This is a genomic window from Sphingosinicella soli, from assembly GCF_014199685.1.
Classification (GTDB): Bacteria; Pseudomonadota; Alphaproteobacteria; order Sphingomonadales; family Sphingomonadaceae; genus Sphingosinicella; species Sphingosinicella soli.
In genome coordinates this window covers 17,619-44,324 of record NZ_JACHNZ010000010.1, presented here as the reverse complement: position 1 = coordinate 44,324, position 26,706 = coordinate 17,619, and the positions used below count along the sequence as shown (strand labels likewise).

The 26,706-nt window shown below is 66.9% G+C and carries 29 protein-coding genes; 17 read left to right on the top strand and 12 right to left on the bottom strand.

The genetic code is table 11. The annotated features are described in order from the left end of the window. The first annotated feature begins 119 nt into the window (after positions 1–119). From GGQ98_RS05680 to GGQ98_RS05660, 5 genes are all read left to right on the top strand, one after another. Entirely contained in the window at positions 120–515 is a 396-nt protein-coding gene (locus GGQ98_RS05680) for a DUF6491 family protein (RefSeq protein WP_184066393.1), read from the top strand. Positions 516–547: 32 nt separating this feature from the next. Next, positions 548–1,429, top strand: coding sequence for a tRNA pseudouridine(55) synthase TruB (gene truB, locus GGQ98_RS05675; protein WP_184066391.1), 882 nt, complete (start codon positions 548–550; stop codon positions 1,427–1,429). 15 nt (positions 1,430–1,444) lie between these two features. After that, a complete protein-coding gene (rpsO, locus tag GGQ98_RS05670; RefSeq protein WP_184066389.1) occupies positions 1,445–1,714 on the top strand; it encodes a 30S ribosomal protein S15 in 270 nt (89 codons plus the stop codon). A 177-nt stretch (positions 1,715–1,891) separates the two neighbouring features. Beyond that, entirely contained in the window at positions 1,892–4,228 is a 2,337-nt protein-coding gene (gene pnp, locus GGQ98_RS05665; RefSeq protein ID WP_184066388.1) for a polyribonucleotide nucleotidyltransferase, read from the top strand. 156 nt (positions 4,229–4,384) lie between these two features. Then, positions 4,385–5,794 carry an NAD(P)H-dependent flavin oxidoreductase gene (locus GGQ98_RS05660; protein ID WP_424141349.1) on the top strand — a complete coding sequence of 470 codons (1,410 nt, stop codon included), beginning with the start codon at positions 4,385–4,387 and terminating at the stop codon, positions 5,792–5,794. A gap of 16 nt (positions 5,795–5,810) precedes the next feature. Here GGQ98_RS05660 and GGQ98_RS05655 read toward each other — a convergent pair whose 3' ends face one another. Together GGQ98_RS05655 and GGQ98_RS05650 are read right to left on the bottom strand one after the other, a co-directional pair. Continuing rightward, positions 5,811–6,098, bottom strand: a complete 288-nt coding sequence (locus GGQ98_RS05655; protein ID WP_184066374.1) for a hypothetical protein — start codon at positions 6,096–6,098, stop codon at positions 5,811–5,813. 67 nt (positions 6,099–6,165) lie between these two features. Further along, positions 6,166–7,158 (bottom strand): 2-hydroxyacid dehydrogenase, encoded by a 993-nt coding sequence (locus GGQ98_RS05650; RefSeq protein WP_184066372.1) that lies wholly within the window; start codon positions 7,156–7,158, stop codon positions 6,166–6,168. Positions 7,159–7,220: 62 nt separating this feature from the next. Here GGQ98_RS05650 and GGQ98_RS05645 point away from each other — a divergent pair, with 62 nt between their 5' ends. Further along, complete coding sequence (locus GGQ98_RS05645) at positions 7,221–7,751, top strand: SH3 domain-containing protein (RefSeq protein ID WP_184066371.1); 531 nt, start codon at positions 7,221–7,223, stop codon at positions 7,749–7,751. A 5-nt stretch (positions 7,752–7,756) separates the two neighbouring features. Here GGQ98_RS05645 and GGQ98_RS05640 read toward each other — a convergent pair whose 3' ends face one another. From GGQ98_RS05640 to GGQ98_RS05615, 6 genes are read right to left on the bottom strand one after another with little or no spacing between them, the layout of a single operon-like run. Then, positions 7,757–8,125 carry a DsrE family protein gene (locus GGQ98_RS05640; RefSeq protein ID WP_184066370.1) on the bottom strand — a complete coding sequence of 123 codons (369 nt, stop codon included), beginning with the start codon at positions 8,123–8,125 and terminating at the stop codon, positions 7,757–7,759. After that, positions 8,122–8,877, bottom strand: coding sequence for a molybdopterin-synthase adenylyltransferase MoeB (locus GGQ98_RS05635; protein ID WP_184066369.1), 756 nt, complete (start codon positions 8,875–8,877; stop codon positions 8,122–8,124). Before GGQ98_RS05635 ends, GGQ98_RS05640 begins: the two co-directional genes overlap by 4 nt. Then, on the bottom strand, positions 8,874–9,320 hold the full coding sequence (dut, locus tag GGQ98_RS05630; RefSeq protein WP_184066368.1) for a dUTP diphosphatase: 447 nt from the start codon (positions 9,318–9,320) through the stop codon (positions 8,874–8,876). Before dut ends, GGQ98_RS05635 begins: the two co-directional genes overlap by 4 nt. Continuing rightward, a complete protein-coding gene (coaBC, locus tag GGQ98_RS05625; protein ID WP_184066367.1) occupies positions 9,304–10,530 on the bottom strand; it encodes a bifunctional phosphopantothenoylcysteine decarboxylase/phosphopantothenate--cysteine ligase CoaBC in 1,227 nt (408 codons plus the stop codon). The genes dut and coaBC overlap by 17 nt, the downstream gene beginning before the upstream one ends. 9 nt (positions 10,531–10,539) lie before the next feature. Further along, positions 10,540–12,069, bottom strand: a complete 1,530-nt coding sequence (gene ubiB / locus GGQ98_RS05620; RefSeq protein ID WP_184066366.1) for a 2-polyprenylphenol 6-hydroxylase — start codon at positions 12,067–12,069, stop codon at positions 10,540–10,542. Then, the gene (locus GGQ98_RS05615) at positions 12,066–12,797 is read right to left on the bottom strand and encodes a class I SAM-dependent methyltransferase (protein ID WP_184066365.1); all 732 of its coding nucleotides are present in this window, start codon (positions 12,795–12,797) and stop codon (positions 12,066–12,068) included. Before GGQ98_RS05615 ends, ubiB begins: the two co-directional genes overlap by 4 nt. A gap of 58 nt (positions 12,798–12,855) precedes the next feature. Here GGQ98_RS05615 and mutM point away from each other — a divergent pair, with 58 nt between their 5' ends. Next, entirely contained in the window at positions 12,856–13,659 is an 804-nt protein-coding gene (mutM, locus tag GGQ98_RS05610) for a bifunctional DNA-formamidopyrimidine glycosylase/DNA-(apurinic or apyrimidinic site) lyase (RefSeq protein ID WP_184066362.1), read from the top strand. A 13-nt stretch (positions 13,660–13,672) separates the two neighbouring features. Next, positions 13,673–14,452, top strand: a complete 780-nt coding sequence (locus GGQ98_RS05605; protein WP_184066361.1) for an enoyl-CoA hydratase — start codon at positions 13,673–13,675, stop codon at positions 14,450–14,452. A gap of 4 nt (positions 14,453–14,456) precedes the next feature. Here the strand turns inward: GGQ98_RS05605 and GGQ98_RS05600 are convergent, their stop codons facing one another. Then, positions 14,457–15,236 (bottom strand): acyl-CoA thioesterase domain-containing protein, encoded by a 780-nt coding sequence (locus GGQ98_RS05600; protein WP_184066360.1) that lies wholly within the window; start codon positions 15,234–15,236, stop codon positions 14,457–14,459. A gap of 202 nt (positions 15,237–15,438) precedes the next feature. On the opposite strand from GGQ98_RS05600, the gene rpsT reads away from it, so the two are divergent. Together rpsT and dnaA are read left to right on the top strand one after the other, a co-directional pair. Further along, positions 15,439–15,702, top strand: coding sequence for a 30S ribosomal protein S20 (gene rpsT, locus GGQ98_RS05595; RefSeq protein WP_184066359.1), 264 nt, complete (start codon positions 15,439–15,441; stop codon positions 15,700–15,702). 450 nt (positions 15,703–16,152) lie between these two features. Then, positions 16,153–17,508 carry a chromosomal replication initiator protein DnaA gene (gene dnaA / locus GGQ98_RS05590; protein ID WP_184066550.1) on the top strand — a complete coding sequence of 452 codons (1,356 nt, stop codon included), beginning with the start codon at positions 16,153–16,155 and terminating at the stop codon, positions 17,506–17,508. 107 nt (positions 17,509–17,615) lie between these two features. Here the strand turns inward: dnaA and GGQ98_RS05585 are convergent, their stop codons facing one another. After that, entirely contained in the window at positions 17,616–18,335 is a 720-nt protein-coding gene (locus tag GGQ98_RS05585; protein ID WP_184066358.1) for an SIMPL domain-containing protein, read from the bottom strand. An 80-nt stretch (positions 18,336–18,415) separates the two neighbouring features. On the opposite strand from GGQ98_RS05585, the gene GGQ98_RS05580 reads away from it, so the two are divergent. The 5 genes from GGQ98_RS05580 to GGQ98_RS05560 all read left to right on the top strand — a co-directional run bounded on the left by GGQ98_RS05580 (position 18,416) and on the right by GGQ98_RS05560 (position 22,321). After that, entirely contained in the window at positions 18,416–18,868 is a 453-nt protein-coding gene (locus GGQ98_RS05580; protein ID WP_184066357.1) for an acyl-CoA thioesterase, read from the top strand. Continuing rightward, positions 18,865–19,281: a VOC family protein gene (locus GGQ98_RS05575; RefSeq protein ID WP_184066356.1), complete on the top strand. Its 417-nt coding sequence runs from the start codon at positions 18,865–18,867 to the stop codon at positions 19,279–19,281. Before GGQ98_RS05580 ends, GGQ98_RS05575 begins: the two co-directional genes overlap by 4 nt. A gap of 4 nt (positions 19,282–19,285) precedes the next feature. Beyond that, entirely contained in the window at positions 19,286–20,011 is a 726-nt protein-coding gene (gene gloB, locus GGQ98_RS05570) for a hydroxyacylglutathione hydrolase (protein WP_184066355.1), read from the top strand. 12 nt (positions 20,012–20,023) lie between these two features. Continuing rightward, a complete protein-coding gene (locus GGQ98_RS05565) occupies positions 20,024–21,835 on the top strand; it encodes a gamma-glutamyltransferase family protein (protein ID WP_184066353.1) in 1,812 nt (603 codons plus the stop codon). A 99-nt stretch (positions 21,836–21,934) separates the two neighbouring features. Further along, positions 21,935–22,321: a DUF6491 family protein gene (locus tag GGQ98_RS05560; RefSeq protein WP_184066351.1), complete on the top strand. Its 387-nt coding sequence runs from the start codon at positions 21,935–21,937 to the stop codon at positions 22,319–22,321. Here the strand turns inward: GGQ98_RS05560 and GGQ98_RS05555 are convergent, their stop codons facing one another. After that, a complete protein-coding gene (locus GGQ98_RS05555; RefSeq protein ID WP_184066348.1) occupies positions 22,322–23,080 on the bottom strand; it encodes a tetratricopeptide repeat protein in 759 nt (252 codons plus the stop codon). Position 23,081: 1 nt separating this feature from the next. Beyond that, entirely contained in the window at positions 23,082–23,810 is a 729-nt protein-coding gene (locus GGQ98_RS05550; protein ID WP_184066345.1) for an alpha/beta hydrolase, read from the bottom strand. Positions 23,811–23,890: 80 nt separating this feature from the next. Between GGQ98_RS05550 and thrS the strand changes: the two genes are divergently transcribed. Together thrS and infC are read left to right on the top strand one after the other, a co-directional pair. Next, positions 23,891–25,882, top strand: a complete 1,992-nt coding sequence (gene thrS / locus GGQ98_RS05545; RefSeq protein WP_184066343.1) for a threonine--tRNA ligase — start codon at positions 23,891–23,893, stop codon at positions 25,880–25,882. Between the two features lie 140 nt (positions 25,883–26,022). Continuing rightward, positions 26,023–26,541, top strand: a complete 519-nt coding sequence (gene infC / locus GGQ98_RS05540; protein ID WP_184066340.1) for a translation initiation factor IF-3 — start codon at positions 26,023–26,025, stop codon at positions 26,539–26,541. Positions 26,542–26,706: the final 165 nt, after the last annotated feature.

The following is a 26,706-nucleotide window of genomic DNA, read 5'->3' as shown; positions in this document are numbered from 1 at the left end:
GAAACGCCGGGCTGACGGCGAAGCCGTATTTCCACGCGTCGGCCTGAACGGGAACTGACCGCGCCGCTCAGTGGGCGTTCAGCCTCCGGGAGTGAAAAGCGGGGCGAAGGAGACAGAGCATGAAGACCCTTTTCCAGGCTGCCGGAGCGGGCGCTGTCGCCGCGCTCCTTTCCGTCGTTCCGGCGGGCGCGGCCGAACCGCAGGCGACGTTCGGCGAGGACGCGCGCATTCCCTTCGCCGACACGACCGGCATTCGGAACTTCCGCGCCGAAAGCGACCGCGCGCTCTATATCGAGGGCCAGACCGGCCGCTGGTATTATGCCGAGACGATGGGCCCCTGCACGGGCCTGAACTTCGCGAACGCGATCGGCTTCGTCACCAAGGGCGCGGGCACACTCGACAAGTTCGGGCAGATCCTCGTCGACGGGCGCACCTGCCAGCTGAAAAGCCTGGTGACGGCGGAAGACCCCGGCAAAAAGGCCAAAGCCGAAAAGGCCGCCAGCAAAGAAGACTGACACGCGCGGCGTGCAGCGTTAAAGCCGCACGCGTGAACGGCTGGATCATTCTCGACAAGCCGCTGGGGCTGACCTCGGCGCAGGGCGTTGCCGCGATAAAACGGCTGTGGCGTCAGGCGGGGTTGCCGAAACCGAAGATCGGCCACGGCGGTACGCTCGATCCGCTGGCGACCGGCGTGCTGCCGATCGCGCTCGGCGAGGCGACCAAGCTGACCGGGCGGATGCTGAACGGCGACAAGGCCTATGCCTTCACCGTGCGCTTCGGCGCGGCGACCGAAACCGAGGATGCCGAAGGCGCGGTGGTGGCGACATCGGACGTGCGCCCGTCGCGCGCGGCGATCGAGGCGATCCTGCCGCGCTTCACCGGCCCCATTTCGCAGCGCCCGCCCGCCTATTCGGCGCTGAAGGTCGATGGACAGCGGGCCTATGCGCGGGCGCGGGCAGGGGAGACGGTGGTGCTGCCGCCGCGCGCGGTGACGATCCACGCGCTGCGGCTTGTAGAGACGGACGGCGAGACGGCGACGTTCTCGGTTTCCTCCTCCAAGGGCACCTATGTGCGGAGCCTGGCGCGCGACATCGCGGAGGCGCTCGGCACGGTCGGCCACGTCGTCATGCTGCGGCGTACGCAGGCGGGGCCGTTCGGCCTGGAAGGCGCGATATCGCTGGACAAACTCGGCGAACTCGCTATGGAGCAGCGCCTTATAGCGGCACTGTTGCCGCTGACCGCGGGGCTGGACGACATCCCGGCTCTGGCGGTCAACCCCGGCGAAGCGGCCCGGCTCAAATCGGGCCAGACGCTCGCCGGACGTCCCGAACCGGACGGACTCGTGGTCGCGATGCTGGACGCAGTGCCTGTCGCGCTCGCCCGCGTTGAAGCGGGAACGGTCCGTGTGGAGCGGGGCTTCAACCTCTAGAACGAAGGAGTCACGATGTCGATTACAGCCGAGCGCAAGGAAGCGCTTATCAAGGAACATGCCCGCGCCGAAGGCGACACCGGCAGCCCCGAAGTCCAGGTCTCGATCCTCACCGAGCGCATCTCGAACCTCACCGAGCACTTCAAGAGCCACGCCAAGGACAACCATTCACGGCGCGGACTGCTGATGCTGGTGAACAAGCGGCGCACGCTGCTCGATTATCTGAAGCGCAAGGACGAGGGGCGGTACACCGACCTCATCGGGAAGCTCGGGCTTCGCAAGTAAAACAAGGTTCGTCTCGGGCGCCGCGCACGGCGCCCGTTTCGTATTCAAGGTACGGCATGCGAATTGGCTTGCCGCCGTGCGCAAACCGTTCACCGCGATAGGCGCGGGAACGGACGATGGAGGCCGGGCGGGCATAGGGCCCGTTTTTGACCGGCCGTGAAGGAAACGGAAAAACAGATGTTCAATATCCATAAAGTTGAAACGCAGTGGGGCGGCCAGACGCTGACCCTCGAAACGGGCCGTGTTGCCCGTCAGGCCGACGGCGCGGTGTTCGCGACGCTCGGTGAAACCGTGGTGCTCTGCGCCGTGACGGCTGCGAAGTCGGTGAAGGAAGGCCAGGATTTCTTCCCGCTGACCGTGCACTATCAGGAAAAGTTTTCGGCCGCAGGCCGTATCCCCGGCGGCTTCTTCAAGCGCGAAGGTCGCCCGACCGAGCATGAGACGCTGACCAGCCGTCTTATCGACCGGCCGATCCGTCCGCTGTTCCCGGAAGGCTTCTACAACGAGATCAACGTGATCTGCCAGGTGCTGAGCTACGACGGCGAGAACGAGCCGGACGTGCTGGCGCTCATCGCCGCGTCGGCCGCGCTGACGCTTTCGGGCGTGCCGTTCATGGGCCCGATCGCGGGTGGCCGCGTCGGCTATGTCGACGGCGAGTATGTGCTGAACCCCAGCCGTGGCCTCGAAGGCTCGAAGCTCGACCTCGTCGCCGCCGGCACGATGGACGCGGTGCTGATGGTGGAATCGGAAGCGCATGAGCTTTCCGAGGAAGTGATGCTCGGCGCCGTGATGTTCGTTCACGAGAACGGCAAGAAGGTCATCGATGCGATCATCCGCCTCGCCGAGAAGGCTGCCAAGGATCCGTGGGAGCTGAAGCTCGACGACGGTTCCGCCGCGAAGAAGGCCTCGCTCAAGAAGCTCGTCGGCAAGGATATCGAAGCCGCCTACAAGCTGACCGTGAAGCAGGAGCGCGTCGCCGCGCTCGACGCCGCGCGCGCCAAGGCGAAGGACTCCTATGCGGATGCGGAGCCCGCCGAGAAGATGAAGCTCGGCAAGCTCGTCAAGAAGCTGGAAGCCGACATCGTTCGCGGCGCCATCCTGAAGGACGGCCGCCGTATCGACGGTCGCGGCAAGGAAGACGTTCGCGCGATCATGGCCGAAGTGCAGGTTCTGCCGCGCACGCACGGCTCCGCGCTGTTCACGCGCGGCGAAACGCAGGCGATCGTCACCACGACGCTCGGCACCGCCGACGACGAGCAGATGATCGACGCGATCTACGGCATCAGCCACGAAAACTTCCTGCTGCACTACAACTTCCCGCCGTATTCGGTCGGTGAAGTCGGCCGCTTCGGCGCGCCGGGCCGCCGCGAAGTCGGCCACGGCAAGCTCGCATGGCGCGCGCTGCGCCCCGTGCTGCCGACCAAGGCGGAGTTCCCGTACACGATGCGCGTCATCGCCGACATCACCGAGTCGAACGGCTCGTCCTCGATGGCGACGGTGTGCGGCGGATCGCTGGCGCTGATGGATGCCGGCGTGCCGCTGAAGCGCCCGGTTTCGGGCATCGCGATGGGTCTGATCCTGGAAGGCAAGGATTTCGCGGTCATCTCCGACATCCTCGGTGACGAGGATCATCTCGGCGACATGGACTTCAAGGTGGCGGGCACCGAGCTCGGCATCACGTCGCTGCAGATGGACATCAAGATCGCGGGCATCACCGAAGAGATCATGAAGGTGGCGCTCAGCCAGGCGAAGGCCGGACGCGCGCACATCCTGAACGAGATGAACAAGGCGCTCGACGGCACCCGCAACGAGATGTCGGCGCACGCGCCGCGCATCGAGACGATGACGATCCCGAAGGACAAGATCCGTGAAGTGATCGGCACCGGCGGCAAGGTGATCCGCGAGATCGTCGCGGAGACCGGCGCCAAGGTGGACATCGAGGACGACGGCACGATCAAGATCGCGTCGTCGGACGTCGCCAAGATCGAAGCCGCGCGCAACTGGATCATCGGCATCGTCGCCGAGCCGGAAGTGGGCAAGGTCTACAACGGCAAGGTCGTGTCGATGGTCGATTTCGGCGCGTTCGTGAACTTCATGGGCGCCAAGGACGGCCTCGTCCACATCTCCGAGATCAAGGAAGAGCGCGTCGCGAAGGTTTCCGAAGTGCTCACCGAAGGCCAGGACGTGAAGGTCAAGGTGCTCGGCGTCGACGATCGCGGCAAGGTTCGCCTGTCGATGCGCCTCGTCAATCAGGAAACGGGCGAGGAACTGCCCGACACGCGCCCGCCCCGCGAGGAGCGTCCGCGCGGTGAGCGCAGCGACCGCGGCGGCGGCGATCGCGGCCGCGGCGGTGATCGTGGCCGTGGTGGTGGCGGCGGCGGTGGTGGCGGTCGTGACCGCGACCGTGGCCCGCGCCGGGATCGCGGAGAGGGCGGCGAGCGTCCGCGCCGCGAAGAGTCGAGCGAAGGTGAAGGCGGCGGTCTGCCGGACTTCATCGCCGGCGACCGCGACTGACAAACGGCATTTTCGGGGGATCCTCTTCGGAGGATTCCCCTTTGCCTATTTGGCGACCGGGTAATTTTTCTGCCCCAACAGCGCTCCGGTTGGTTTATAGCTCGGCGGGGGAGATGCGCCGGAGGGGCGCGAGCGGGCTGAGAAACGACAACAGGTATCATGAAGCTTTTGAATTCCATCCGCATGGGCGGGCGCGAACTTCTTCCGCTCGTTGAAGGCGGCAAGGGTGTTTCGGCGACTAACCATGCCTCGTCGGGTGCGTGGGCCGCCGCGGGCGGGCTGGGAACCGTGTCGGGGGTGAACGCCGACAGCTACGATGCCGCCGGCAACATCATTCCGCAGATCTATCACGGCCGCACGCGCGGCGACCGCCACGAAGAGCTGGTCGCCTACGGCATCGCCGGCGGTGTCGAGCAGGTCCGCCGCGCGCACGAGATTTCCGGCGGGCAGGGCGGCATCAACATCAACGTGCTGTGGGAAATGGGCGGCGCGCAGCGCATCCTCGAAGGCATTCTCGAAGAGGCAGGCGAACTCGTCGACGGCGTGACCTGCGGCGCGGGCATGCCTTACAAGCTGAGCGAGATCGCGGCGCGATACAGCACATATTATTACCCGATCATCTCGTCGGCGCGGGCGTTCCGCGCGCTGTGGAAGCGCGCGTACGGCAAGGCGCCCGAATGGCTCGGCGCGGTGGTTTATGAAGATCCGTGGCTCGCGGGCGGCCACAACGGCCTCTCCAACGCCGAAGACCCGCTCCACCCGCAAGACCCCTATCCGCGCGTGAAGGATCTGCGCGACACGATGCGCGAGGTCGGCATTTCCGACGACGTGCCGATCGTGATGGCTGGCGGGGTCTGGTATCTGCGCGAATGGGATCACTGGATCGACAATCCCGAACTCGGCGCGATCGCCTTTCAGTTCGGCTCGCGGCCGCTGCTGACGCAGGAAAGCCCGATCCCCGAGGTGTGGAAGCGCAAGCTGACGACGCTTGTGGAAGGCGACATCCTGCTGCAGGCGTTCTCGCCGACGGGGTTTTATTCTTCGGCGGTGAGAACCCCGTTTCTGGAAAGCCTTATCCACCGTTCCGAACGGCAGATCGGCATTTCCACCGAACCGCACGACCATCGCACGCACCTGCTGGATGTCGGCGTTCCGGGCAACAAGCACTATTATGTCACGCGCGACGACCTGCTGCACGCACGCGGCTGGCACGCGCAGGGCTATACCGAAGCGCTGAAAACGCCCGACGACACGCTGGTGTTCGAAACGCCCGGAATGGCGAAGACCGTCCGCAAGGATCAGGCCGACTGCATGGGCTGCCTGTCGCAGTGCCGCTTCAGCGCGTGGGCCGAGCACCTCGACAAGAACAGCACCGGGCGGCTCGCCGATCCGCGATCCTTCTGCATCCAGAAGACGCTTCAGGATATCGCGCACGGCTCACCGCCCGAAGACAATCTCATGTTCGCCGGTCACAGCGCCCACCACTTCTCGACAGACCCGTTCTATTCGAACGGTTTCGTGCCGACGGTGAAGCAGCTTGTCGACAGGATCATGACCGGCGACTGAGGTTTAAGGATCGAGGTTATCGATCGCGGCGACACAGATCATAGTCGCGCGAATTGCGCGGATAACGGTCGCGGCAATATTCCTTGCTGCCGCGCTTCGCCTTGCCGTCGGTCACGGCGCCGTAGATCGCGCCTGCGGCACCGCCGGCAATCGCACCTTCGGTGGTGCTGACGCCCGGCACGACCGACCCGGCGGCTGCGCCGACGCCGGCCCCGATAAGGCCGCTATCCACCGTGCGGCTGCCGGTGCAGGCGCCGAGCGCAAGCAACGCGCCTGATGCCAGAACAATCATAGACTTACGCATGGAATATCTCCCACAATTAACGCCCCATCGCAGGGTAAACGCCGTGTGGGGGCAAGCGGTTCCCTGCTTAGAGCCAACCTTCAAGAACCTGATCGGGCGGGCGATGCCCATCGGCCCAGGCGCGGATGTTGGTGACGACCTTGTCGCCCATCGCCTGCCGCCCCTCGAACGTCGCCGAGCCCATGTGCGGCAGCAGCGTTACGTTGCCCAGCGGAAGCAGGCGCGGATTGATGCGGGGTTCATCCTCGAACACGTCGAGCCCGGCGCCCGCGATGACGCCCTTTTCCAGCGCGTCCGCCAAAGCCTCTTCGTCGATGATCTCGCCGCGCGCCGTATTGACGAGATACCCGTCGCAGCCGAGCAGCGCGATTCGCCGTGCGTCGAACAGGTGGCGGGTTTCGTCGGTGAGGGGGCAGTTGATGGAAACGATGTCCACCGCCTCGATCATCGCATCGAGATCGTCCCAATAGGTCGCGCCCAGCATGCCTTCGACGGTATCCGCCAGAGGGCGGCGGTTGTGGTAGTGGATGCGGAGCCCGAACGCGCGGGCGCGCGCGGCGATCGCCTGGCCGATGCGGCCCATGCCGATGATGCCGAGCTTCTTGCCGGTGATGCGGTGGCCGTGCACGTCGCAGGGTTTCCAGCCGTCCCAATGGCCCGAATACAGCTGGCGGCTGCCTTCGGTGAGGCGGCGCGGCACCGAGAGGATCAGCGACATGGCGAGATCCGCCGTATCCTCGGTAAGCACGCCGGGGGTGTTCGTGACCATGATGCCCTTCGCGCGCGCGGCGACGAGATCGATGTGGTTCACGCCGGTGCCGTAATTGGCGATCAGCTTCAGGCGCGGCGGCGCGGCGGCGATGAGCGCCGCGTCGATCGTATCGGTGACGGTGGGCAGAAAGACGTCGCAATCCGCCATCGCGGCGGCAAGCGCATCCTGCGACATCGCCTTGTCTTCAGGGTTCAGAACCGAATCGAACAGTTCGCTCATGCGCGCTTCGACGGGTTGCGGCAGGCGGCGCGTGACGACGACGCGCGGGCGGCGGGGGCGATCTTCCATGTCCTGTCGCTAGGATTGACGTGCACCGACGTCAAGGCCGAGAGAGAAACGGAGGTGCTTGCATGGCGCGGCAGTTTCGATTCAATAGCGGTATGAAACGCATCATCGCCTTGCTGCTCACTGCGGCTTTCGCGGGAACCCCCGCGGCGGCGCAGGACACCGACGCCACCAAGGGGCTTTCCGGCCTACCGACCCCGCGCTGGGTTTCCATTTCCTCGGGCGAGGCGAACATGCGCGCCGGGCCCGGCGAGACCTATCCGGTGACGTGGACCTACATGCGCAAGGGGCTTCCCCTGGAGGTGATCCGCGAATGGGGCATCTGGCGGCAGGTGCGCGACCCCGACGGCGAGACCGGCTGGATGAACAAGAACCTGCTGTCGGGCAAGCGCACGGCGATGGTGCGCGGCAAGATCGCCAATCTCTATGCGCGCGCCGAATTTTCCAGCCCGCCCGTGTGGCGCGCGGAGCCGGGCGTGGTCGCCGACATTCAGGTCTGCGACGAAGGCTGGTGCCGCCTCTCGCTCGGCGGGCGCAACGGCTATGTGCTCGCGGTGGATCTGTGGGGCGTCTACAAGGGCGAGACGATCAACTGAGAGTCCTATATGAAGAGGAGTTCGTCGTTCCGTGCGTCGGCGAGGAAGGCGACCATGCCGCCTGTTTCGACGCCGGGGATGAGGTTCGGCGCGCTGAGGCCGCAGAGGTGAATGCCCGATTCGCACGCCATCATCGGCAGGCCGAGGCCGATGGCGTGATCGAGAAGATCGGAGAGCAGCGGTAAGCCGCCTGCCTTGTAGGACTTGTCCCCCGCCCAGTGCCGCCCGATCTGCAGCGCGCAGACGGCTTCACCCTGAAAGAACAGACGCACGGGCCGCCCGAGCGCGGCGGCTGCGAGGGCGAGACTGAGCCCGCCGTGCAGGCGCGCGTGATTCACCTCGGCAAACACGAGCGCAAGGCCTTGCTGTTTCACGCTTTTCCGCATGACGGGCATCGGGGATCCTTCGGCAGCCGCACGGTACGCATGCGGGCTGCGAGCGCATCATACAGCAAAACGCGCCCCGCGAGCGACTCCCCGAAGGGGGCGATCTCGCGGATCACCTCAAGCGCCTGCATCGCGCCCATCACGCCCGCGAGCGCGCCGAGCACGCCCGCTTCGGCGCAGGTCTCGCCTTCGCGGTCCGCGGCATCGCCGACGAAACAGCGCCAGCAGGGCTTGTCCGCCTCCCAGCCGCGATAGGTGGCGATCTGCCCTTCGAACGGCCCGATGGCGGCGGCGACGAGCGGGATGCGGAGCGTGAGCGCAGCACCCGCGACGGCGCGGCGGGTTTCGAAACTGTCGGAGCCGTCGGCGATGACCGTGTGGCCCGCAAGAAGCGTCGCCGCGTTCGTCGTGTCGAGGCGGACGCGGTGCTGCGCCACGGTCACGTCGGGGTTGAGGCGCGCGACGGCGTCTGCCGCGCTTTCCGTCTTGGCGCGGCCGACGTCGTTCGTGCCGTGCAGCACCTGCCGCTGGAGGTTGGAGAGGTCGACGGCATCGTCGTCGATGATCGTGAGATGCCCGACGCCCGCTGCCGCGAGATACTGGATGCAGGGGCTGCCGAGCCCGCCCGCGCCCACCACGGCGACGCGCGCGGCGAGCAGCCTGGCCTGACCCGCGCCGCCGATCTCTTTCAGGATGATGTGGCGGGCGTAGCGTTCGAGTTGCGGGTCGGTAAGGCTCACCGGCCCGTTGAGCCGAAGCCCCCGGCGCCGCGCGCGGTTTCGTCGAGGTCATCGACCTCGGCGAAGCGCGCCTGCTGCACGGGCGCGGCGACGAGCTGCGCGATGCGCTCGCCGCGCTTCACGGCGAAGGGCTCGGCGCCGAGATTGGCGAGGATCACCTTCACCTCGCCGCGATAGTCCGCATCGATCGTGCCGGGCGTGTTGAGGCAGGTGATGCCGTTCTTGAGCGCAAGGCCGGAACGCGGGCGCACCTGCACCTCATAACCTTCGGGGATCGCGAAGGCGAAGCCGGTGGCGACGGCGTGGCGGCCGCCCGGCGGGATGATGACGTCTTCTGCAGCCACAACATCCATGCCCGCCGCGCCGCTGGTCGCGAGCGCGGGGATCGGCAGCCCCTCGCCGTGGGGGAGGCGCTTGAGGCGGATTTCAATGGCTGAGTTCATCTGCGATCCTTTGTGCAAGGCGCCGCGCGACGGCGCCTTTTTCCATTTTCGGCCAATCCTCGACGCCGCCGTGGGTGACGAGGTGGATGCGATTGTCGGCGCCGCCCATCACGTCGCCGGACACGTCGTTGGCGACGATCCAGTCGCAGCCCTTGCGCGCGCGCTTCGCTGTCGCATGTTCGACGACCTTCTCGGTCTCGGCGGCGAAGCCGATGACGAGGCGGGGGCGACGCGGGGATTTCGAAAGGCCCGCGAGAATGTCCGGGTTTTCGACGAGCGGCAGCGCGTCGATGCCGCCTTTGTCCTTCTTGATCTTCTGGGCGGTAGCTTCGGCGCGCCAATCGGCGACGGCGGCCACCATTACGGCGACGTCGGCGGGAAGCGCGGCTTCGACCGCCGCAGCCATTTCGCGCGCGGTTTCGACGTTCACGCGGCGCACGCCCGGCGGCGTTGCCAGCGACACCGGCCCGGCGACGAGCGTAACGTCCGCGCCGAGCGCGGCGAGCGCGCCCGCGATCGCGAAACCCTGTTTGCCCGACGAGCGATTGGCGATGTAGCGCACGGGGTCGATCGGCTCGTGCGTGGGGCCCGCCGTGACGAGCGCGCGCTTGCCTGCAAGCGGGGGCGGGTTCTCTCCGAAGCGCGCGGTGGCGGCCTGCGCCTCGCCGAGCGGCGCGGCGAGCATCGCGCGGATCGATGCGAGGATCGCCTCGGGCGCGGGCAGGCGGCCCGGGCCGTACTCGCCGCAGGCCATGTCGCCTTCGTCGGGCTCCATGATGGTGACGCCGTCGGCGCGCAGCTGCGCGATGCTCCGCTGCGTTGCGGGGTGAGACCACATGCGCACGTTCATCGCGGGCGCGGCGAGCACGGGCTTGTCGGTCGCGAGCAGAAGCGTCGTGGCGAGGTCGTCGGCGATGCCGCCCGCCATCTTCGCGAGGATGTTGGCGGTCGCGGGCGCGACGACGATGAGGTCGGCCTGGCGCGAAAGCTGGATGTGGCCGATCTCGCGCTCGTCCTTCAGATCGAAGAGATCGGTGTAGACATTGTCTTCGGTGACGGTGCCGAGGCTGAGCGGCGTCACGAACTGGCGCGCGGCCTGCGTCATCACCGCGCGCACGGCGATGCCGTCTTTCCGCAGCAGCCGGACGAGTTCCGGCGCCTTGTAGGCGGCAATGCCGCCCGAGACGATGAGGAGGATGCGTTTGCTCACAGCAGAGACTTAAAGCGTCATCGCCAGCCAGCCAAGACCCGCGCCGAGACCGGCACCGAGCAGCAGCCATGCGGTACGCGAAATCCCGCGCCGCGCGGGCAAAGGGGCGAGCGGCGGCAACGGCGGAGCGGCACCGGGATTGGGCACCATCGCTTCCAGACGCCGGAGGAGATCGGGCAGGCCTGCGAGCGCCCGCGCGCCTTCCACCAGCCGGTCGGCGATGACGGCCTCGGGGCCAAGCTCGTCGCGCATCCAGTCCCCCACGAAGGGCCCGGAAATTTCCCACATGTTGACGTCGGGATCGAGCGCGAGCGCCACGCCCTCCACCATCACCATGGTTTTCTGGAGAAGCAGCAGGTGCGGCTGCGTCACCATGTCGAACTGGCGGGTGATCGAAAACAGGCCGTCGAGCATGTTGCCGATCGAGATGTCCTTCACCGGCAGGCCGCGAATCGGCTCGCCGACCGAGCGCAGCGCGGTTTCGAAATCCGCCATGTTGTGGTGCGCGGGAACGTACTGCGCCTCGAAATGAATTTCGGCGACGCGGGCGTAGTTGCCCGTGAGCAGGCCGTGCAGGATCTCCGCGAGCCACAGCCGGGCGCGCCGGTCGATGCGGCCCATGATGCCGAAATCGACGACGGCGAGGCGCCCGTCCGCCAGCGCGAACATGTTGCCCTGATGCAGGTCGGCATGAAAGAAGCCGTGCCCGATCGCCTGCCGCAGGAAGCTGCGGACAAGCGTTTGCGAGAGCTGCCTGCGGTCGATGCCCGCCGCGTCGACGGCGGCGAGGTCGGTGAGCTTGACGCCGTCGATCCATGCGATGGTGAGCACGCGGCGGCTGGTGCGCGCCCAGTCCACCTCGGGCACCACGAAGCCGGTTTCGGGGGTGAGCGCGGCGGCGAGTTCGGAGGCGGACGCCGCCTCCATGCGCAGGTTCAGCTCGCGCTCCACCCAGCGGCGGAAATAGGCGATGGTCGCGCGCGGGCGCAGCCGCGCGAACTCGCCGCCGATGGTCTCGATCTGGACGGCGGCCCATTCATAGGTCTCGATGGCGCGCGCGAAATCCGCCTCGATGCCGGGCTTCAAAACCTTTACCGCGACGGTGCGCCCGTCTGTGGTGACGGCGCGGTGCACCTGTGCCACGGAGGCCGAGCCGATCGGCACTTCGTCGAAACGCGCGTAGAGCGATTCGAGCGGAACGCCGAAGGCTTCCTCGATCGAGGCTTTCACGGCGTCAAACGGCGCGGGCGGCAGATTGTCCTGAAGCCGCGTCAGATCCTTCGCGGCCTCCGGCCCGACGAGATCGGGGCGCGTGGCGAGCGCCTGCCCGAGCTTGATCGCGGCCGGGCCGAGCACCTGGAAGGCGTCGGCATAATGCGGCGTCTTCGGCGCGCCGGTGCCCAGGCGCGCGAAACGCGCCAGGCGGCGCAGCAGCGGCGGCGCGGGCGGCGCGGTTTCAATCTCGCGCAGTGCGCCGTGCCGCGCGAGCGTTCGGCCCCAGCGCAGCAGCCGAAAGGCGTGGACGATGCCGGTGGTCAAATCTTCCAGCCGCTGTGCATGGCGACGACGCCGCCGAGAATGGGCCGCGCCGTGGTCTGCGCGAAACCGGCCTCGGCGATCATTGACCTGAACGCGGACATATCCGGGAAGCGGCGGATCGATTCGACGAGATACTGGTAGGCTTCCTCGTCGCGCGCGACGACCTTGCCGACCTTGGGCACGACGTTCATCGAATAGGCATCGTAGACGTCGGCGAAGACCGGCCATTCGCAGCGCGAGAATTCAAGGCAGAAGAAACGCCCGCCGAACTTCAGCACGCGGTACGCCTCGCGCAGCGCAGCGGGGATGTCGGTGACGTTGCGGATGCCGAACGCGATCGTGTAGCCGTCGAAGCCGGCACTTTCGAAGCTCAGCACTTCGGCGTTCTGCTCGGACCAGTCGAGGCCTTCGATACCGCGCTTCGCCGCGCGCTCCTTGCCCACGTCCAGCATCGCCGGGTTGATGTCGGCGACCGTCACCTGCGCGCCGCGCTTCGCCATGCGGAAGGCGATGTCGCCGGTGCCGCCCGCCATGTCGAGAATGCGCTCGCCGCCGCGCGGGTTCACGGCGCGGACGAAATCGTCTTTCCACAGCCGGTGCAGCCCGCCCGACATCAGGTCGTTCATCAGGTCGTAGCGCGCCGCGACGCGCGCGAACACGGAGCCGACGCGGCGCGTCTTTTCCTCGGGCGCGACCTCCTGGAAGCCATATGAGACTGTTTCGGACATGGTGTAGCCCTTAGCCCACGCTTGCCCCCTTCGTAAACGCGGCATAGAGCCTCTTGCGATGCCGGAGCTTCCCGAAGTCGAAACCGTGATGCGCGGCTTGCAGCCGGTGCTCGAAGGCCGCCGCCTGACGCGCGTCGAGGCGCGGCGGCCGGACCTGCGCTGGCCGATCCCCGCGGACCTGCGCCAGCGGCTGACGGGCGCGGTCGTCACCGGCGTTCGCAGACGCGCCAAATACGGGCTGATCGACACCGATCGCGGCGACACGATGATCCTGCATCTGGGCATGTCCGGCCGGATGCGCGTCGATCCCGATACCGACGAGAAGCACGACCATATCGTGATCGAGACCGACGAGGGCCGCCGCGCGGTGCTGAACGACGCGCGCCGCTTCGGATCGGTGCATCTGGTGCCGACGGATGCGCTCGATAGTCATTTCCTGATAAAGGGCCTCGGGCCGGAGCCGCTCGGCGCGCCGGTCGATCTTTCCGGCTTCAAGGGGCGTTTCGCGCCGGTGAAGGCGCTGCTGCTCGACCAGCGCCTGATCGCGGGGCTCGGCAACATCTATGTGTGCGAGGCGCTGTTCGACGCGGGGGTTCGGCCGACGCGCGAGGGCGGCAAGGTGAAGCGCGCGGAGCTGGCGAAGCTCGCCGCCGCGATCCCGCAGGTGCTGGAACGCGCCATCGCGGCGGGCGGCTCCACCCTGCGCGACTACCGGCAGGTGGCCGGTGAACTCGGCTATTTCCAGCACGAATTCCGCGTTTACGGCCGCGAGGGGGAGGCGTGCATGCGCTGCGCCGCGGCGGTTGTCCGCATCGTCCAGTCGGGACGATCCAGCTTTTATTGTCCATCCTGTCAGAAATAAGGGAGACCAGCCAATGTCCGAATACAAATGCCTGAAGGTGGAAACGCGCGGCCGTGTCGGCATCATCACCATGTACCGGCCCGAGGCGCTGAACGCGCTCAACCACCAGCTGACGAGCGAGATCACCGCCGCGCTGCGCGCTTTCGAGGCGGACCCGGATATCGGCGCGATGATCCTGACCGGCGACGGCAAGGCGTTCGCTGCGGGCGCGGACATCAAGGAGATGCAGCCCAAGACCTTCGCCGACGTCTATTCGGAAGAGTTCATCACCGCGACGTGGGAAGAGCTGACGCGCACGCGCAAGCCCGTGATCGCGGCGGTGAACGGCTTCGCGCTCGGCGGCGGCTGCGAGTTCGCGATGATGTGCGACACCATCTTCGCCAGCGAGAAGGCGAAGTTCGGCCAGCCCGAGATCAAGCTCGGCGTCATTCCGGGATCGGGCGGCACGCAGCGGCTGACGCGTTTCGTCGGCAAGGCGACCGCGATGGACATGATCCTCACCGGCCGCATGATCGATGCCGAGGAGGCGCTGCGCATCGGCCTCGTCGCGCGCGTCTATCCGCCCGAGCAGCTGATGGAGGAAACCATCAAGGCGGCTGAGCAGATCGCCGGCTACGGCGCGCTTTCGGTGATGGCCGCGAAGGAAACCGTGAACCGCGCCTACGAGACGACGATGTCCGAAGGCGTGCGCTTCGAACGGCGCCTGTTCCACGGCCTGTTCGGCACCGCCGACCAGCAGGAAGGCATGGCCGCGTTCATGGAGAAGCGCGAGGCGAAGTTCACGGGGCGCTGAGCCCTTACCCGAACAGCGCCACCATCTGCCGCCCGGCCAGAACGGGGCGGCCGCCCTCGTCCCACATGCCCATCCTTTGGGAGGTGTAGCCGTCTGCGCCGGTTTCCGCCGTGGAGCGGATGAGGTGCCAGCCTTCGCCGCTCGCCTGCGTGTCCAGCACCTCGATCTGCCAGGTCGCGGTGCTGATCGGCGCGAAGGCGGTGAACATCGGCATCACGGCGGGCGGCGGCGTGTCGGCGAGCGCGAGCAGGCGCACGGCGGGCGGAATGCCGGAGGGGTCGCGCAGACGGAACCAGTAGGCGATGTCGCCGTCTCCGGTGCCGTCGGCGGAGCGGCCGCCGTAGGCCATGCGTGCATCGAACTGCTGGAGGAAGTTGAGCGGTGCGCGCTTGCGCCACAGCAGCTCGCACGCATCGGGCGCGGGAACGACAGGCATCGGAAACCGGTCGAGGCGGATCACCGATTCGCGGGGGCTGCCGAACGCGAAGAGGCAGCGCGTCGCGAGCGCGTCGCCCTGGCTGAGGTCGGCCTCGATATAGGTCATCGACCTGCCTTGCCGCAGCACGCGGGACTGCACCGTCACATCGCCCCCCGCCGGGCCGATGAACGCGATCTGCGCCGAGCGGAGCGGCTGCAGGTCCGCGTGGGCCTGCAGCGTCCCGGCGAGGCACAGCGCCGCCGACAGGCCGCCGTAGGTGGTGCGGCCCTGCATCCATTCTTCCGTGATCGTGTAGCCTGCGCTTTCACGCGTTGCGGCGATCATGGCGCCGAGACTTGTTCCCACGGTTTCGTCCTTGCGGTTCATGGCGCCGGGAGACTATCGGCGGGGGCGCGGCTGTATATCCCGAAACTTGTGAGGAAGGCGGCGGCAAAGCGTGCTTGACGAGGGCGGCGCCGCCTAGTAGGAGGCCCGCTTTCCCGGTCGCGGGTTTCCCCGCGTCCAGCCGGCCGTGCGCCGGTGCGGATCAGGATCATTTGAGGACTCGATGGCGAATACACCGCAAGCGCGCAAGCGCATCCGTCGCAACACCCGCCGCCAGGCGATCAACAAGTCGCGCGTCAGCCGCATCCGCACCTTCGTGAAGGGCGTTGAAACCGCGCTCGCGGGCGGCAAGAAGGATGAAGCCGCCGCTGCGCTGCAGGCTGCGCAGCCCGAAATGATGCGGGGCGTCACCAAGGGCATTCTGCACAAGAACACTGTGGCGCGGACGATTTCGCGACTCAGCAAGCGCGTGAAGGCGCTCGCCTGAAAATCATTTGAATTCAAGGTTTAAACGCCGCCGGATTCCGGCGGCGTTTTACTTTGGGACACATTCGTGATTCGTTCCGCGCGCGTGACGGACCATGCCTTTCGAAGGGCCCGAAAGGGCGAATCGGCAGGCGTCCTTGTCAAATCTTTTATTTCAATTTCATTGCACGCGGAGCCCCTTGAAAGCCCGTCCACGGCCTGCCTAAGGTGCGCTTCGGCCTCGCGCCAATGGGGAGTTCGCTCCTTCCTGAAAGTGACGCAAGAGTAAGCCGCGTCCCGCCAGCTTCCCGGCGGGGCGATGCTTTTTTCGTACGTTTGGCGTTCGGCGAGTCGCTGTGCGTGCCTTATCTGAGGATGCTGGGTTTTGGGGGATATGACGCACGGCAAGCAGGCGGGGGATCGGGTCGTGCCGTCGGCGCAGACCGGTCGCGGCCCGGCGCAGGGCGTTTCCATGTTTCTGTCGGGCACCGATTCCGCCGAATCGATCTGGCAGACGATTCGCGCGCATCTGCGCGCCGAGTATGGCGCGCGCACCTACGACAGCTGGCTGAAGCCGCTTGCGCTCGTCAGCGTCGATGCCGACACGGTGACGCTGGGATCGCCGACGCACTTCACCGCGGACTGGATCCGCAATCATTTCGCCGAGCGGCTGCGGCTGCTCTGGTCGGCGCAGTCGGCTTCGATCCAGGCGGTCCGCATCATCGTGGAGAATGGCCTCAAGACGACGGCGGCCGCCGAGCCGGTGCATCCCGCGCCCGCGACCGTGCGCGAGGAGACGGCGTTCGGCGTCGCGCTGGAGCCGCGCTACACGTTCGACAGCTTCGTCGTCGGCAAGGCGAACGAACTTGCCTACAATGCGGCGCGTACGGTGGCCGAGGGCGGCCCGATCGATTTCAACCCGCTCTTCCTTTACGGCACCACGGGCCTGGGCAAGACGCATCTGATGCACGCCATCGGCTGGCATCTGCGGAACGCCGTGCCGGGCGCCAAGGTCGTCTACATGTCGGCCGAGAAGTTCATGGTCGAGTTCGTCTCGGCGATCCGCGACAAGGATACGCTGTCGTTCAAGCAGAAGCTGCGGACGGCCGATCTGCTGATGATCGACGACGTGCAGTTCATCGCGGGCAAGGATTCGACGCAGGAAGAATTCTTCCACACGATGAACGAGATCATCTCGGCGGGAAAACGGCTCATCATCACCGCCGACCGCTCGCCGCAGAATCTGGAGGGGATCGAGAACCGCATCCTCTCGCGCCTCGCGTGGGGGCTGGTCGCGGACATCAACCCCGCCGACTACGAGCTGCGGCTGAGCATCCTTCTCGAGAAGATCAAGCGCATGCCCGGCGCGAACGTGGGCGAGGACGTCATCGATTTCCTCGCGCGCAAGATCACCTCGAACGTGCGCGAGCTTGAAGGCGCGCTCAACCGGATCGTCGCGTATTCGACGCTGGTGGGCAAACCCATCGACCTCGATTTCGCGCGGCAGGTGCTTGCCGATGTGCTGAAAGCGCACGACCGCAAGGTCACGATCGACGAGATCCAGCGCAAGGTCGCGGACTATTATGCGATCAAGCTCAGCGATCTTCTGTCGGCGCGCCGCGCGCGCGAAGTGGCGCGGCCCCGCCAGGTGGCGATGTTCCTCGCCAAGCGCCTGACGCCCCGCTCGCTGCCCGACATCGGCCGCCGCTTCGGCGGGCGCGATCACACGACCGTGATGCACGCCGTGAAGCGCATCGAGGAACTGCGCGCCGACGACAGCGAACTCGACGCCGACATCACGCGGCTGACACGCATCATCGACGCCTGAGGGGTGTGTTGGCCCTCCCTGGAAGGGAGGGGTTGGGGAGGGTCATCAAGCGCCGGCGCCCGTCGACCCCCACCCAGCCTCCCCCTGGCCAGGGGGAGGGGATATGCTCAATCCGCCAGGTAGAATTCTACCGTCGTCACCACGCGTACCTTCTGTTCGGGTGAGGCCTCGGCGGGGCCGCCCGAGTCGCCGTCGCGGGACTGGATCGAGAAATAGCCCTGGCTTGCCGAGCGGATGCCGCCGACGCTGGCGCCGGAATCCTTGGCGAACTGTTCGGCGCCGTTGCGCGCGTCTTTCGTCGCTTCGGCGATCATCGCGGGTTTCACGTCGTTGAGCTTGGTGAAGCTGTAGGCGATCGACGGCCCGCCGTCTTCGAGCGCGACGCCGCGCGCGAGCAGCGCCGCCTGCCCGGCGTGCGCGGCCTTGGCGTCGGCGATCTTCGCGGTGCGCAGGCGAAACTGCTGGCGCACCTGGATCTGATCGATGCCGTTGTTGTTCCACTGGTTTACGCTGATGCCCGCGGGCTGGATGTCCGCGCCGCTGAAGCCGTGCTCGCCGAGATAGGCGCGGATCACGTCCGCGTCGCGCGCGGCGTCGGCCTGCACCGCCTCGAAATTGCTGCCGGTGGAAAGCGTGCGGAGGGTCCACGTCGCAAGGTCGGCGGTCACGTCGCGCTCGGCGAGCCCGCGCATCATCACGGCGCGATCGGCCAGTTTCGCGCGCTTCAGCCCATCGCCCATCAGATAGCCGCCGACGGCGAGGCCGAGGGCCAGCAGCAGCGCGGCTATGATGAGTGATGAGTTGCGGTTCGTCGTGTCAGCGGCCATGTTGCACCTTGATGTGTGACGGTCCGGCGCAGTCTATGACTGCGGGGCGCTGCACGATAGCTGAATGATGAAGAGGTCTCATGGCGCGCAGCGATTTCCGGTTCTTTTTCCCAAAACGCGTGCGCTATGCCGAATGCGATCCGCAGGGCATCGTCTTCAATTCGCGCTATCTGGAATATCTGGATATCGGCATCACCGAATACTGGCGCGCGACCGGCATCTACGCGCAGTCGCCGACACCGATGGGCCCCGATTTCCACGTGGCGCGCAATCTGGTGGAATACCGCAAGCCGGTGCTGCTCGACGAGATGATCGATATCTGCCTGCGCTGCAGCCGTATCGGCAGCAGCTCGATGACCGTGGATTTCGAAATCCACGGCGCGGGGGCGGACGATCTGCGCGCGGTCGGGCAGCAGGTTACGGTGAACGTCAGCGAGGCGCGCGGCGCGGCCGCGCCGGTGCCGGACTGGGTCGCGCGCTGTTTCGAAGACTATGAAGGGCGTTCCCTGCGGGCGGAAAAGGCAGCGGCATGAAATATCTCCACACGATGGTGCGGGTCAGCGATCTGGAGGCGAACCTCGCCTTCTATACGCTGCTCGGGCTCAAGGAAGTTCGCCGCTACGATCACGAGGCGGGGCGGTTCACGCTGGTTTTTCTCGCCGCGCCCGGCGACGAGTCGGCGCAGGTCGAGCTCACCTGCAACTGGGATCCCGAAGTCTACACGGGCGGGCGCAACTTCGGGCATCTCGCCTATCAGGTCGATGATATCTATGCCGCCTGCCAGCGGCTGATGGATGGCGGCGTCACCATCAACCGCCCGCCGCGCGACGGATACATGGCGTTCGTGCGCTCGCCCGACGGCATCTCCGTCGAGCTGCTGCAAAAGGGCGACCGGCTCGCCCCGGCCGAGCCCTGGGCCTCCATGCCCAATGTCGGGGCCTGGTAGCGCCGTGCTCGACGTCGTCCGCATCCCGGTGCTCTCCGACAATTATGTCTGGCTCGCCCACGATGCCGCGAGCGGCGAGACGGCGGTGATCGATCCCGCCGTGGCGGCGCCGGTGCTTGCGGAGGCGGACGCGCGCGGCTGGCGGATCACGCAGATCCTCAACACGCACTGGCACCCCGATCATGTCGGCGGAAACGCCGAGATCAAGGCGGCGACCGGCTGCCGCATCACCGGGCCCGTCGGCGAGCAGGCGAAGATCACCGCTATCGACCGCGCGGTGCGTGAAGGCGACACGGTTCGCATCGGGGCGTCTGAAGGGCGCGTCATCGATGTGCCGGGCCACACGGCGGGGCACATCGCCTTCAGCTTCCCCGAAGACGGCGTGCTGTTCTGCGGCGACACATTGTTTGCGATGGGCTGCGGGCGGCTGTTCGAGGGCACGGCGGACGAGATGTTCGACAGCCTCGGGAAGCTGATGGCGCTGCCCGATGACACGCGCGTTTACTGCGCGCACGAGTACACCGAATCAAACGGACGCTTCGCGCTGACGGCGGAACCCGGAAACGCGGCACTTGCCGCGCGGCAGGCCGACGTTGTCGCCATGCGGAAACGCGGCGAGGCGACCGTGCCCTCCACGATCGGCCTTGAGCGCGCGACGAACCCGTTCGCGCGCGCCGCCGATGCCGCCGAACTCGCGGCGCGGCGCTTGGCGAAGGACAATTTCCGATAGGGAGACAGGGCCATGAAGCGACTTGCCGCATTTGCGCTGGGGGCAGCCTTTCTGTCCTCGGCCGGTTTCGCTGCTGAGCCGATGCTGAAGGATCAGGGCGACCGCTATGCAGGCGCGCCCCACGCCACGCGCTCGGCGGTTCTGGGCCTGAACGGCATGGCCGCGACCAGCCAGCCGCTCGCAACGCAGGTCGCGCTCGACATCCTGAAGCAGGGCGGCAGCGCGGTCGATGCGGCGATCGCCGCGAATGCCGCGCTCGGCCTGATGGAGCCGACCGGAAACGGCATCGGCGGCGACCTGTTCGCCATCATCTGGGATCCGAAGACGGGAAAGCTCCACGGCCTCAACGCATCGGGCCGGGCGCCTTCCGGGCAAAGCCTCGCGCAGCTCAAGGCGCGGATTTCGAAAATGCCGCGCAATGCGCAGGATAGGGATGGGACGGTGCCGGACTGGGGGGCGCTTTCCGTCACCGTTCCGGGCGCGGTCGACGGCTGGTTCGAAATGCACGCCAAGTTCGGCGCGCTGCCCATGCAGCGCGTGCTCGCGCCCGCGATCCGCTATGCGCAGCAGGGGTTCCCGGTCTCCGAAATCATCGCCGCCGCATGGGCATCGGGCACCGCGAATTTCGAGGTGCTGGCGAAGGCGGGCGCGATCGAGGAAATCGAGAACATGCGCCGGGTCTACATGCCCGGCGGCGCGGCGCCGAAGGAAGGCGCGGTCTTCAGGAATCCGGACCTCGCGCTCACATTGATCGAGATTGCCGAGGGCGGGCGCGATGCGTTCTACAAGGGCAGCCTCGCGCAGGCGATGGACGGGTATTTCCGCCGCATCGGCGCGCCGATGCGGCTGAGCGATTTCGCCGCGCATAGATCCGAATGGGTCGATCCGGTTTCGGTGAACTATCGCGGCTACGACGTGTGGGAATTGCCGCCGAGCGGGCAGGGCATCGCGGCGCTGCAGATGCTCAACATCCTGGAAGGTTACGACCTGAAGGCGATGGGCCGCGCTTCGCCCGACTTCTGGCATGTGTTCGTGGAAGCCAAGAAGCGCGCCTTCGCGGATCGCGCGCGCTTCTATGCGGACCCGGCCTTTGCGAAGATTCCGCTGGCGCAGCTTCTGTCGAAGGATCGCGCCGCGCAGCAGCGCGCGACGATCGACATGGGCGCTGCGGCGAAGACCGACATGCCCGGCCTCGCGATCGAAGGCGCGGGCAAGGACACGATCTACCTGACCGTCGCCGACAAGGACGGTATGATGGTGAGCCTCATCCAATCGAACTATCGCGGTCTGGGCTCGGGGCTGGTGCCCGACGACGGACATGGCGACGGGCAGGGCCGCACGCTCGGCTTCATGTTCCAGGATCGCGGCGCGCAGTTCAATCTCGATGCGAAGCACGCCAACGCCTATGCGCCCGGCAAGCGGCCTTTCCACACGATCATTCCCGCGTTCCTCACCAAAGACGGCAAGCCGCTGATGAGCTTCGGCCTGATGGGCGGCGCGATGCAGCCGCAGGGCCATGCGCAGATCGTCGTGAACATGGTCGATTTCGGCATGGGCGTGCAGGCGGCGGGTGATGCCGCGCGCTTTCACCACGACGGCTCCACCGATCCCGAAGGCGGCGCGCCCATGACGGACGGCGGCGTTCTGGAAATCGAATCCGGCGTGCCTGCAGCCGTGGCCGAGGCGCTCGGCACGCGGGGCCACACCGTACGCTACACGACCGGGCCCTTCGGCGGCTATCAGGCGATCTGGCGCGATCCGGCTACGGGCGTCTACCGGGGCGCCTCTGAAATGCGGAAAGACGGGCAGGCGGGGGGTTACTGACGCATCGTGCCGAACACCCTAAACTGATCCTGTTGAACCGCCGCGCCTTCTGCTAGTTTCCCGCATGCCGGGGGGCAGAGACCACTGGAGGATCACCTCATGCGTAGCCTGATTCTGCTTACCGCCGCCGCGCTGGCGGGATGCGCCGCAAACGACGGCCCCGCCCGCCAGGAGGCGCTTGCCGCTGTGCCCGGCAAGGCCGTCGGCGAGCCGCTGACCTGCATTCAGCAGCGCGACGTCGATCGCGTCGAAGCCGTGAACGATTATGTCGCGTTCTTCCACATGCGCGGAAGCCGCGTTTACCGGATGGATTTCCCGCAAAGCTGCAGGGGCCTGAAGAACGACGCCTTCAGCCACAAATCGTCGATGGCGCAGTACTGCCGCGGCGACATCATCACGACGTTCGACACGACGACGCGGATGACGACGGGAAGCTGCGGCCTCTCCTCGTTCACGCCGTGGGAATTGCCGCCCAAGGGCGAATAGCTACTGCGGGTTCCTCAGCAGGGCGAGATCGGCCGCCTTGCCTGCGGGCGTGTCGGGCGCGGCCTTTGCGGCGGCGCTCCACAGCGCGCGGGCCTTGGCATAATCGCCGTCCATTGCGGCCATGTTGCCCGCCTCGACCTGAACGTCGGGATCGCCTGGCGCGAGTCTCAGCGCCGTGGCCAGCGCCGTGCGCGCCGGCTCCAGCCGTTCCTCCCGCCGGGCGAGCGCGCCGAGCAGCAGCCAGCCGGTCGCATTGTTCGACGCGACCTCCACCGCCTGTTCAAGATCGGAGCGGGCGCCCAGCGCATTGTTCTGCGCCTCCCGCGCCCGCGCGCGATCGATGAGCAGATCGCCCTTCAATGCGGGCCGCCGCGCCGCGAGCACGAGGGCATTGCCCAGCACCGTTTCGGCGCGGGGGTATTGCCCCGCAAGCAGCAGCGCGTTTCCGGCCTGGCCGTAAAGCTCCACGGCGGCCGGGTTGCCCTGCGCCTCCGCGACGCGCGCGGCATCCTCGAACGCGCGGGCGGCGTCTGCGGGGCGGTTCGCGCCCATGTAGGCTAGGCCCAGGCAATGCCGCGCCGGAACGCCGCCGGTGCCGTTTTTCCACTGCGTCGCCGCATCGATGGCGCCCGGAACGCCTTCGTTCGCGGCGCGCACGCAGTCTGCGTAAAGCGCCGTGTCGCTCGGCATGGCGGTCGTGCCCGGCATCGGCAGCGGCGCAACCGCCTGCATCAGCATAAGGGCTGCAAACGTCAGCATCTCAAAGATCCTCGATCACGCGCAGCAGCAGGGCGATATCCTGCGGCCGCGACAGGCGGTGGTCGCCGTCCTTCACCAGCAGCGTCTGTACGTCCGCTGAACCAAGCGCCTCGGCGAGCCGCAGCGAGACGGACCACGGCACATCCGGGTCGGCCTGCCCGTGCAGCAGCCGCACCGGGCAGGCGATGGGGATCGGCGCGTCGAGCAGCCGGTTGGCCTCGCCGGAGCGCCAGAACGCGGCGGTCGTGACATAGGGATCGTCCGAGTAGGCGGAGGGCTCCACAAGATCTTCGCCGCGCGCAAAGCCGGCCTTCTGCGCATCGCTGAAACCCCAGTGGGTGAAATCGGGCGCCGCCGCGATGCCCACCAGCGCTGAGACGCGATCGGGAATCGCCAGGGCCACGAGGAGCATCAGCCACCCGCCCATCGACGATCCGATCAGCACCAGCGGGCCTTCGGGCGCCGCAGCGGCGATGACATCGAGAACGTCGTCGCGCCAGCGCTCCAGCGTGCCCTCGCGGAAAGCCCCTCCGCTTGCGCCGCACCCCGAATAGTCGAGCCGCAGGCACGCGCGGCCAAGCTCTGCGCACCGCGCATCCACCGCGAGCGCCTTGCTGCCCTCCATGTCCGACATGTAGCCGGGCAGGAACACGAGCGCCGGGCCGCTTCCCGCGCGGTGCGCACAGGCAAGCGAAGGGCCGTGACGCGATGTGATCGATGAAACACGCATGGCTGCTTGACTCGGGCCTTTCCGTCCATAGGTTGCGCGCAGCATTAGCCCACCTGCCGCCTGAAAGCGAAGTTTTGACCATGTCCGAGATGATCCGCCTTACCCTGCCCGATGGTTCCGTGCGCGAGATGCCGCGCGGTACCACGGGCGGCGACGTGGCGCGCGCGATCGGGCCGGGGCTGGCGAAGGCGGCGCTCGCCGCCAAGGTGGACGGCGAGGTCATCGACCTTGAACGCCCCATCGAACGCGACGTGTCGCTGGCGCTCGTGACTGCGAAGGACGAGGCGGACGCGCTCGAACTCGTGCGTCACGATTTCGCGCACATCCTTGCCGAGGCGGTGCAGCGCCTGTTTCCGGGCACGCAGATCACCTTCGGCCCGGCGACCGACGATGGGTTCTACTACGACCTCGCGCCGGTGCGTCCGTTCACCGAGGAAGACCTCCCGGTGATCGAGGAAGAGATGCGCCGCATCATCCGCGCCGACCAGCCGCTGCGCCGCGAGGTGTGGGCGCGCGATGCGCTCATCGCGCGCTGGCAGGCGCAGGGAGAGACCTTCAAGGCGCAGTGGGCCGCGGAGCTTCCGGCGGGCGACGAGATCAGCGTCTACTGGTCGGGCGACGACTGGTTCGACATGTGCCGGGGGCCGCACCTCGCCTCCACCGGCAAGCTCGACCCGCAGGCGTTCAAGCTGACCCGCGTGTCGGGCGCTTACTGGCGCGGCGACCAGAAGAACGCGATGCTCTCGCGCATCTACGGCACCGCGTGGCTTTCGAAGAAGCAGCTCGACGCGCACCTCCACATGCTGGAGGAGGCGGGCAAGCGCGATCACCGCAAGCTGGGGCAGGAGATGGACCTGTTCCATCTGCAGCAGGAGGCGCACGGCAGCGTCTTCTGGCACCCGAAGGGCTATCTCATCTGGCGCCAGCTTGAGGCCTACATGCGCCGCCGGCTCGATGCGGGCGGCTATGAAGAGGTGAAGACCCCGCAGATCATGGACGCGCGCCAGTGGGAGCAATCCGGCCACTGGGGCAAGTACCGCGAGAACATGTTTGTCATCCCCGACGAGGTGCCGAACACCGAAGACGAAGGCCCGGTCGTTTCGAACGATGCGGACTGGATGGCGCTGAAGCCGATGAACTGCCCGGCGCACGTGCTGATCTTCCGGCAAGGCATCAAGAGCTACCGCGACCTGCCCATCCGCATGGCCGAGTTCGGCTGCTGCCACCGGAACGAGCCGCACGGCGCGCTGCACGGCATCATGCGCGTGCGCCAGTTCACGCAGGACGATGCGCACATCTTCGTGCGCGCCGACCAGCTCGTCGGCGAGGTGGCGAAGTTCGTCGACCTGCTCGACACGGTCTACAAGGATCTGGGCTTCGACACATACGCGATCAAGCTCGCGCTCCGCCCCGAAAAGCGCTTCGGCAGCGAGGAGATGTGGGACTGGTCCGAGCAGTCCATGCGCGACGCCGTCGCCGCCACGGGGCGCAACACCGCCGAGTTCGGCTGGGAAGAACTGCCCGGCGAAGGCGCCTTCTATGCGCCGAAACTGGAGTTCCACCTGACCGACGCGATCGGCCGCACCTGGCAGGTCGGCACGATCCAGACCGATACCGTGCTCCCCGAGCGGCTCGATGCGAGCTATGTGGGGGAAGACGGCGAGCGGCACCGCCCGATCATGCTGCACCGCGCGATCCTGGGTTCGTTCGAGCGCTTCATCGGCATCCTCATCGAGAACTATGCGGGCAAGTTCCCGCTGTGGCTCGCGCCCGTGCAGGCGGTGGTCGCGACGATCGTGTCGGATGCGGACGGCTACGCACACGACGTGGTCGAAAAGCTCCGCGCTGCGGGCCTGCGCGCCGAAGCGGACGCGCGCAACGAGAAGATCAACTACAAGGTGCGCGAGCACAGCCTCGCCAAGGTTCCGCATCTGCTCGTCGTCGGCAAGCGCGAGGCGGAGGAGGGCAGCGTCGCGATCCGCACGCTCGGCGAGGAACGCCAGAAGGTGATGCCGCTCGCCGAAGCTATCGCCTGGCTGCAGGCGGAGGCGACACCGCCCGACCTGCGCTGAGCCCTGCGAAATTTTTCCTTCGACCTGTTGCAGCGGCACCCTTTTCGAAAGCGCGGCCAGCGACTACATAGGCGCCTTCGATTCCCGCCAATGATTATGGAGAGACTGCTATTCGACCGCCTCTGACCCGGCGCCCTCCGGTGCCGCAAAACTTCTCGGGCCCTCGCTACAACGAGTTCATCCAGTCCCCGAAAGTCCGTGTGATCGACCACGAAGGTGAAAACCTCGGGGTGATGCTCACAGCAGAAGCGATTGAATCGGCTGCCGAAGTCGGCCTCGACCTCGTCGAGGTCTCCCCCAATGCCGATCCGCCCGTCGCCAAGTTCCTCGACGTGGGCAAGTACAAGTACGAGGCGCAGAAAAAGGCGAACGCCGCCCGCAAGAACCAGAAGACGCAGGAGATCAAGGAGATCAAGATGCGTCCGAACATCGATGACCACGACTACGACACCAAGATGAAGGCGGTTCAGCGCTTCATCGAGGAAGGCGACAAGGTCAAGATGACGCTGCGTTTCCGCGGCCGCGAGATGTCGCATCTCCAGCTCGGCATGAAGCTGCTGGAGCGCGTTCAGCTCGACACGGCGGAATATGCCAAGGTCGAACAGCATCCCAAGCTCGAAGGCCGCCAGATGCTGATGGTGATCGCGCCCAAGCTGTAGGCGCTTCGCCCCTCCTTTTCCTCTCCTGTCATGCTGAACTCGTTCAGCATCCATACCGCCGTGCCGCTGAACTGCCGTATGGACCCTGAAATGAGTTCAGGGTGACGATGGGGCAAAAGTAACCGCCGCCGGACGGCGAACAGCCTCTGAAACATGTTCAGGGTA

Excerpts from the sequence above, each read along its gene's own strand:
- GGQ98_RS05680 (WP_184066393.1), top strand. The coding sequence starts at position 120 with ATGAAGACCCTTTTCCAGGCTGCCGGAGCGGGCGCTGTCGCCGCGCTC.
- rpsO (WP_184066389.1), top strand. The coding sequence starts at position 1,445 with ATGTCGATTACAGCCGAGCGCAAGGAAGCGCTTATCAAGGAACATGCC.
- pnp (WP_184066388.1), top strand. The coding sequence starts at position 1,892 with ATGTTCAATATCCATAAAGTTGAAACGCAGTGGGGCGGCCAGACGCTG.
- GGQ98_RS05655 (WP_184066374.1), bottom strand. The coding sequence starts at position 6,098 with ATGCGTAAGTCTATGATTGTTCTGGCATCAGGCGCGTTGCTTGCGCTC.
- GGQ98_RS05650 (WP_184066372.1), bottom strand. The coding sequence starts at position 7,158 with ATGGAAGATCGCCCCCGCCGCCCGCGCGTCGTCGTCACGCGCCGCCTG.
- GGQ98_RS05645 (WP_184066371.1), top strand. The coding sequence starts at position 7,221 with ATGGCGCGGCAGTTTCGATTCAATAGCGGTATGAAACGCATCATCGCC.
- dut (WP_184066368.1), bottom strand. The coding sequence starts at position 9,320 with ATGAACTCAGCCATTGAAATCCGCCTCAAGCGCCTCCCCCACGGCGAG.
- GGQ98_RS05615 (WP_184066365.1), bottom strand. The coding sequence starts at position 12,797 with ATGTCCGAAACAGTCTCATATGGCTTCCAGGAGGTCGCGCCCGAGGAA.
- mutM (WP_184066362.1), top strand. The coding sequence starts at position 12,856 with ATGCCGGAGCTTCCCGAAGTCGAAACCGTGATGCGCGGCTTGCAGCCG.
- GGQ98_RS05605 (WP_184066361.1), top strand. The coding sequence starts at position 13,673 with ATGTCCGAATACAAATGCCTGAAGGTGGAAACGCGCGGCCGTGTCGGC.
- rpsT (WP_184066359.1), top strand. The coding sequence starts at position 15,439 with ATGGCGAATACACCGCAAGCGCGCAAGCGCATCCGTCGCAACACCCGC.
- dnaA (WP_184066550.1), top strand. The coding sequence starts at position 16,153 with ATGTTTCTGTCGGGCACCGATTCCGCCGAATCGATCTGGCAGACGATT.
- GGQ98_RS05585 (WP_184066358.1), bottom strand. The coding sequence starts at position 18,335 with ATGGCCGCTGACACGACGAACCGCAACTCATCACTCATCATAGCCGCG.
- GGQ98_RS05580 (WP_184066357.1), top strand. The coding sequence starts at position 18,416 with ATGGCGCGCAGCGATTTCCGGTTCTTTTTCCCAAAACGCGTGCGCTAT.
- GGQ98_RS05575 (WP_184066356.1), top strand. The coding sequence starts at position 18,865 with ATGAAATATCTCCACACGATGGTGCGGGTCAGCGATCTGGAGGCGAAC.
- GGQ98_RS05565 (WP_184066353.1), top strand. The coding sequence starts at position 20,024 with ATGAAGCGACTTGCCGCATTTGCGCTGGGGGCAGCCTTTCTGTCCTCG.
- GGQ98_RS05560 (WP_184066351.1), top strand. The coding sequence starts at position 21,935 with ATGCGTAGCCTGATTCTGCTTACCGCCGCCGCGCTGGCGGGATGCGCC.
- GGQ98_RS05555 (WP_184066348.1), bottom strand. The coding sequence starts at position 23,080 with ATGCTGACGTTTGCAGCCCTTATGCTGATGCAGGCGGTTGCGCCGCTG.
- GGQ98_RS05550 (WP_184066345.1), bottom strand. The coding sequence starts at position 23,810 with ATGCGTGTTTCATCGATCACATCGCGTCACGGCCCTTCGCTTGCCTGT.
- thrS (WP_184066343.1), top strand. The coding sequence starts at position 23,891 with ATGTCCGAGATGATCCGCCTTACCCTGCCCGATGGTTCCGTGCGCGAG.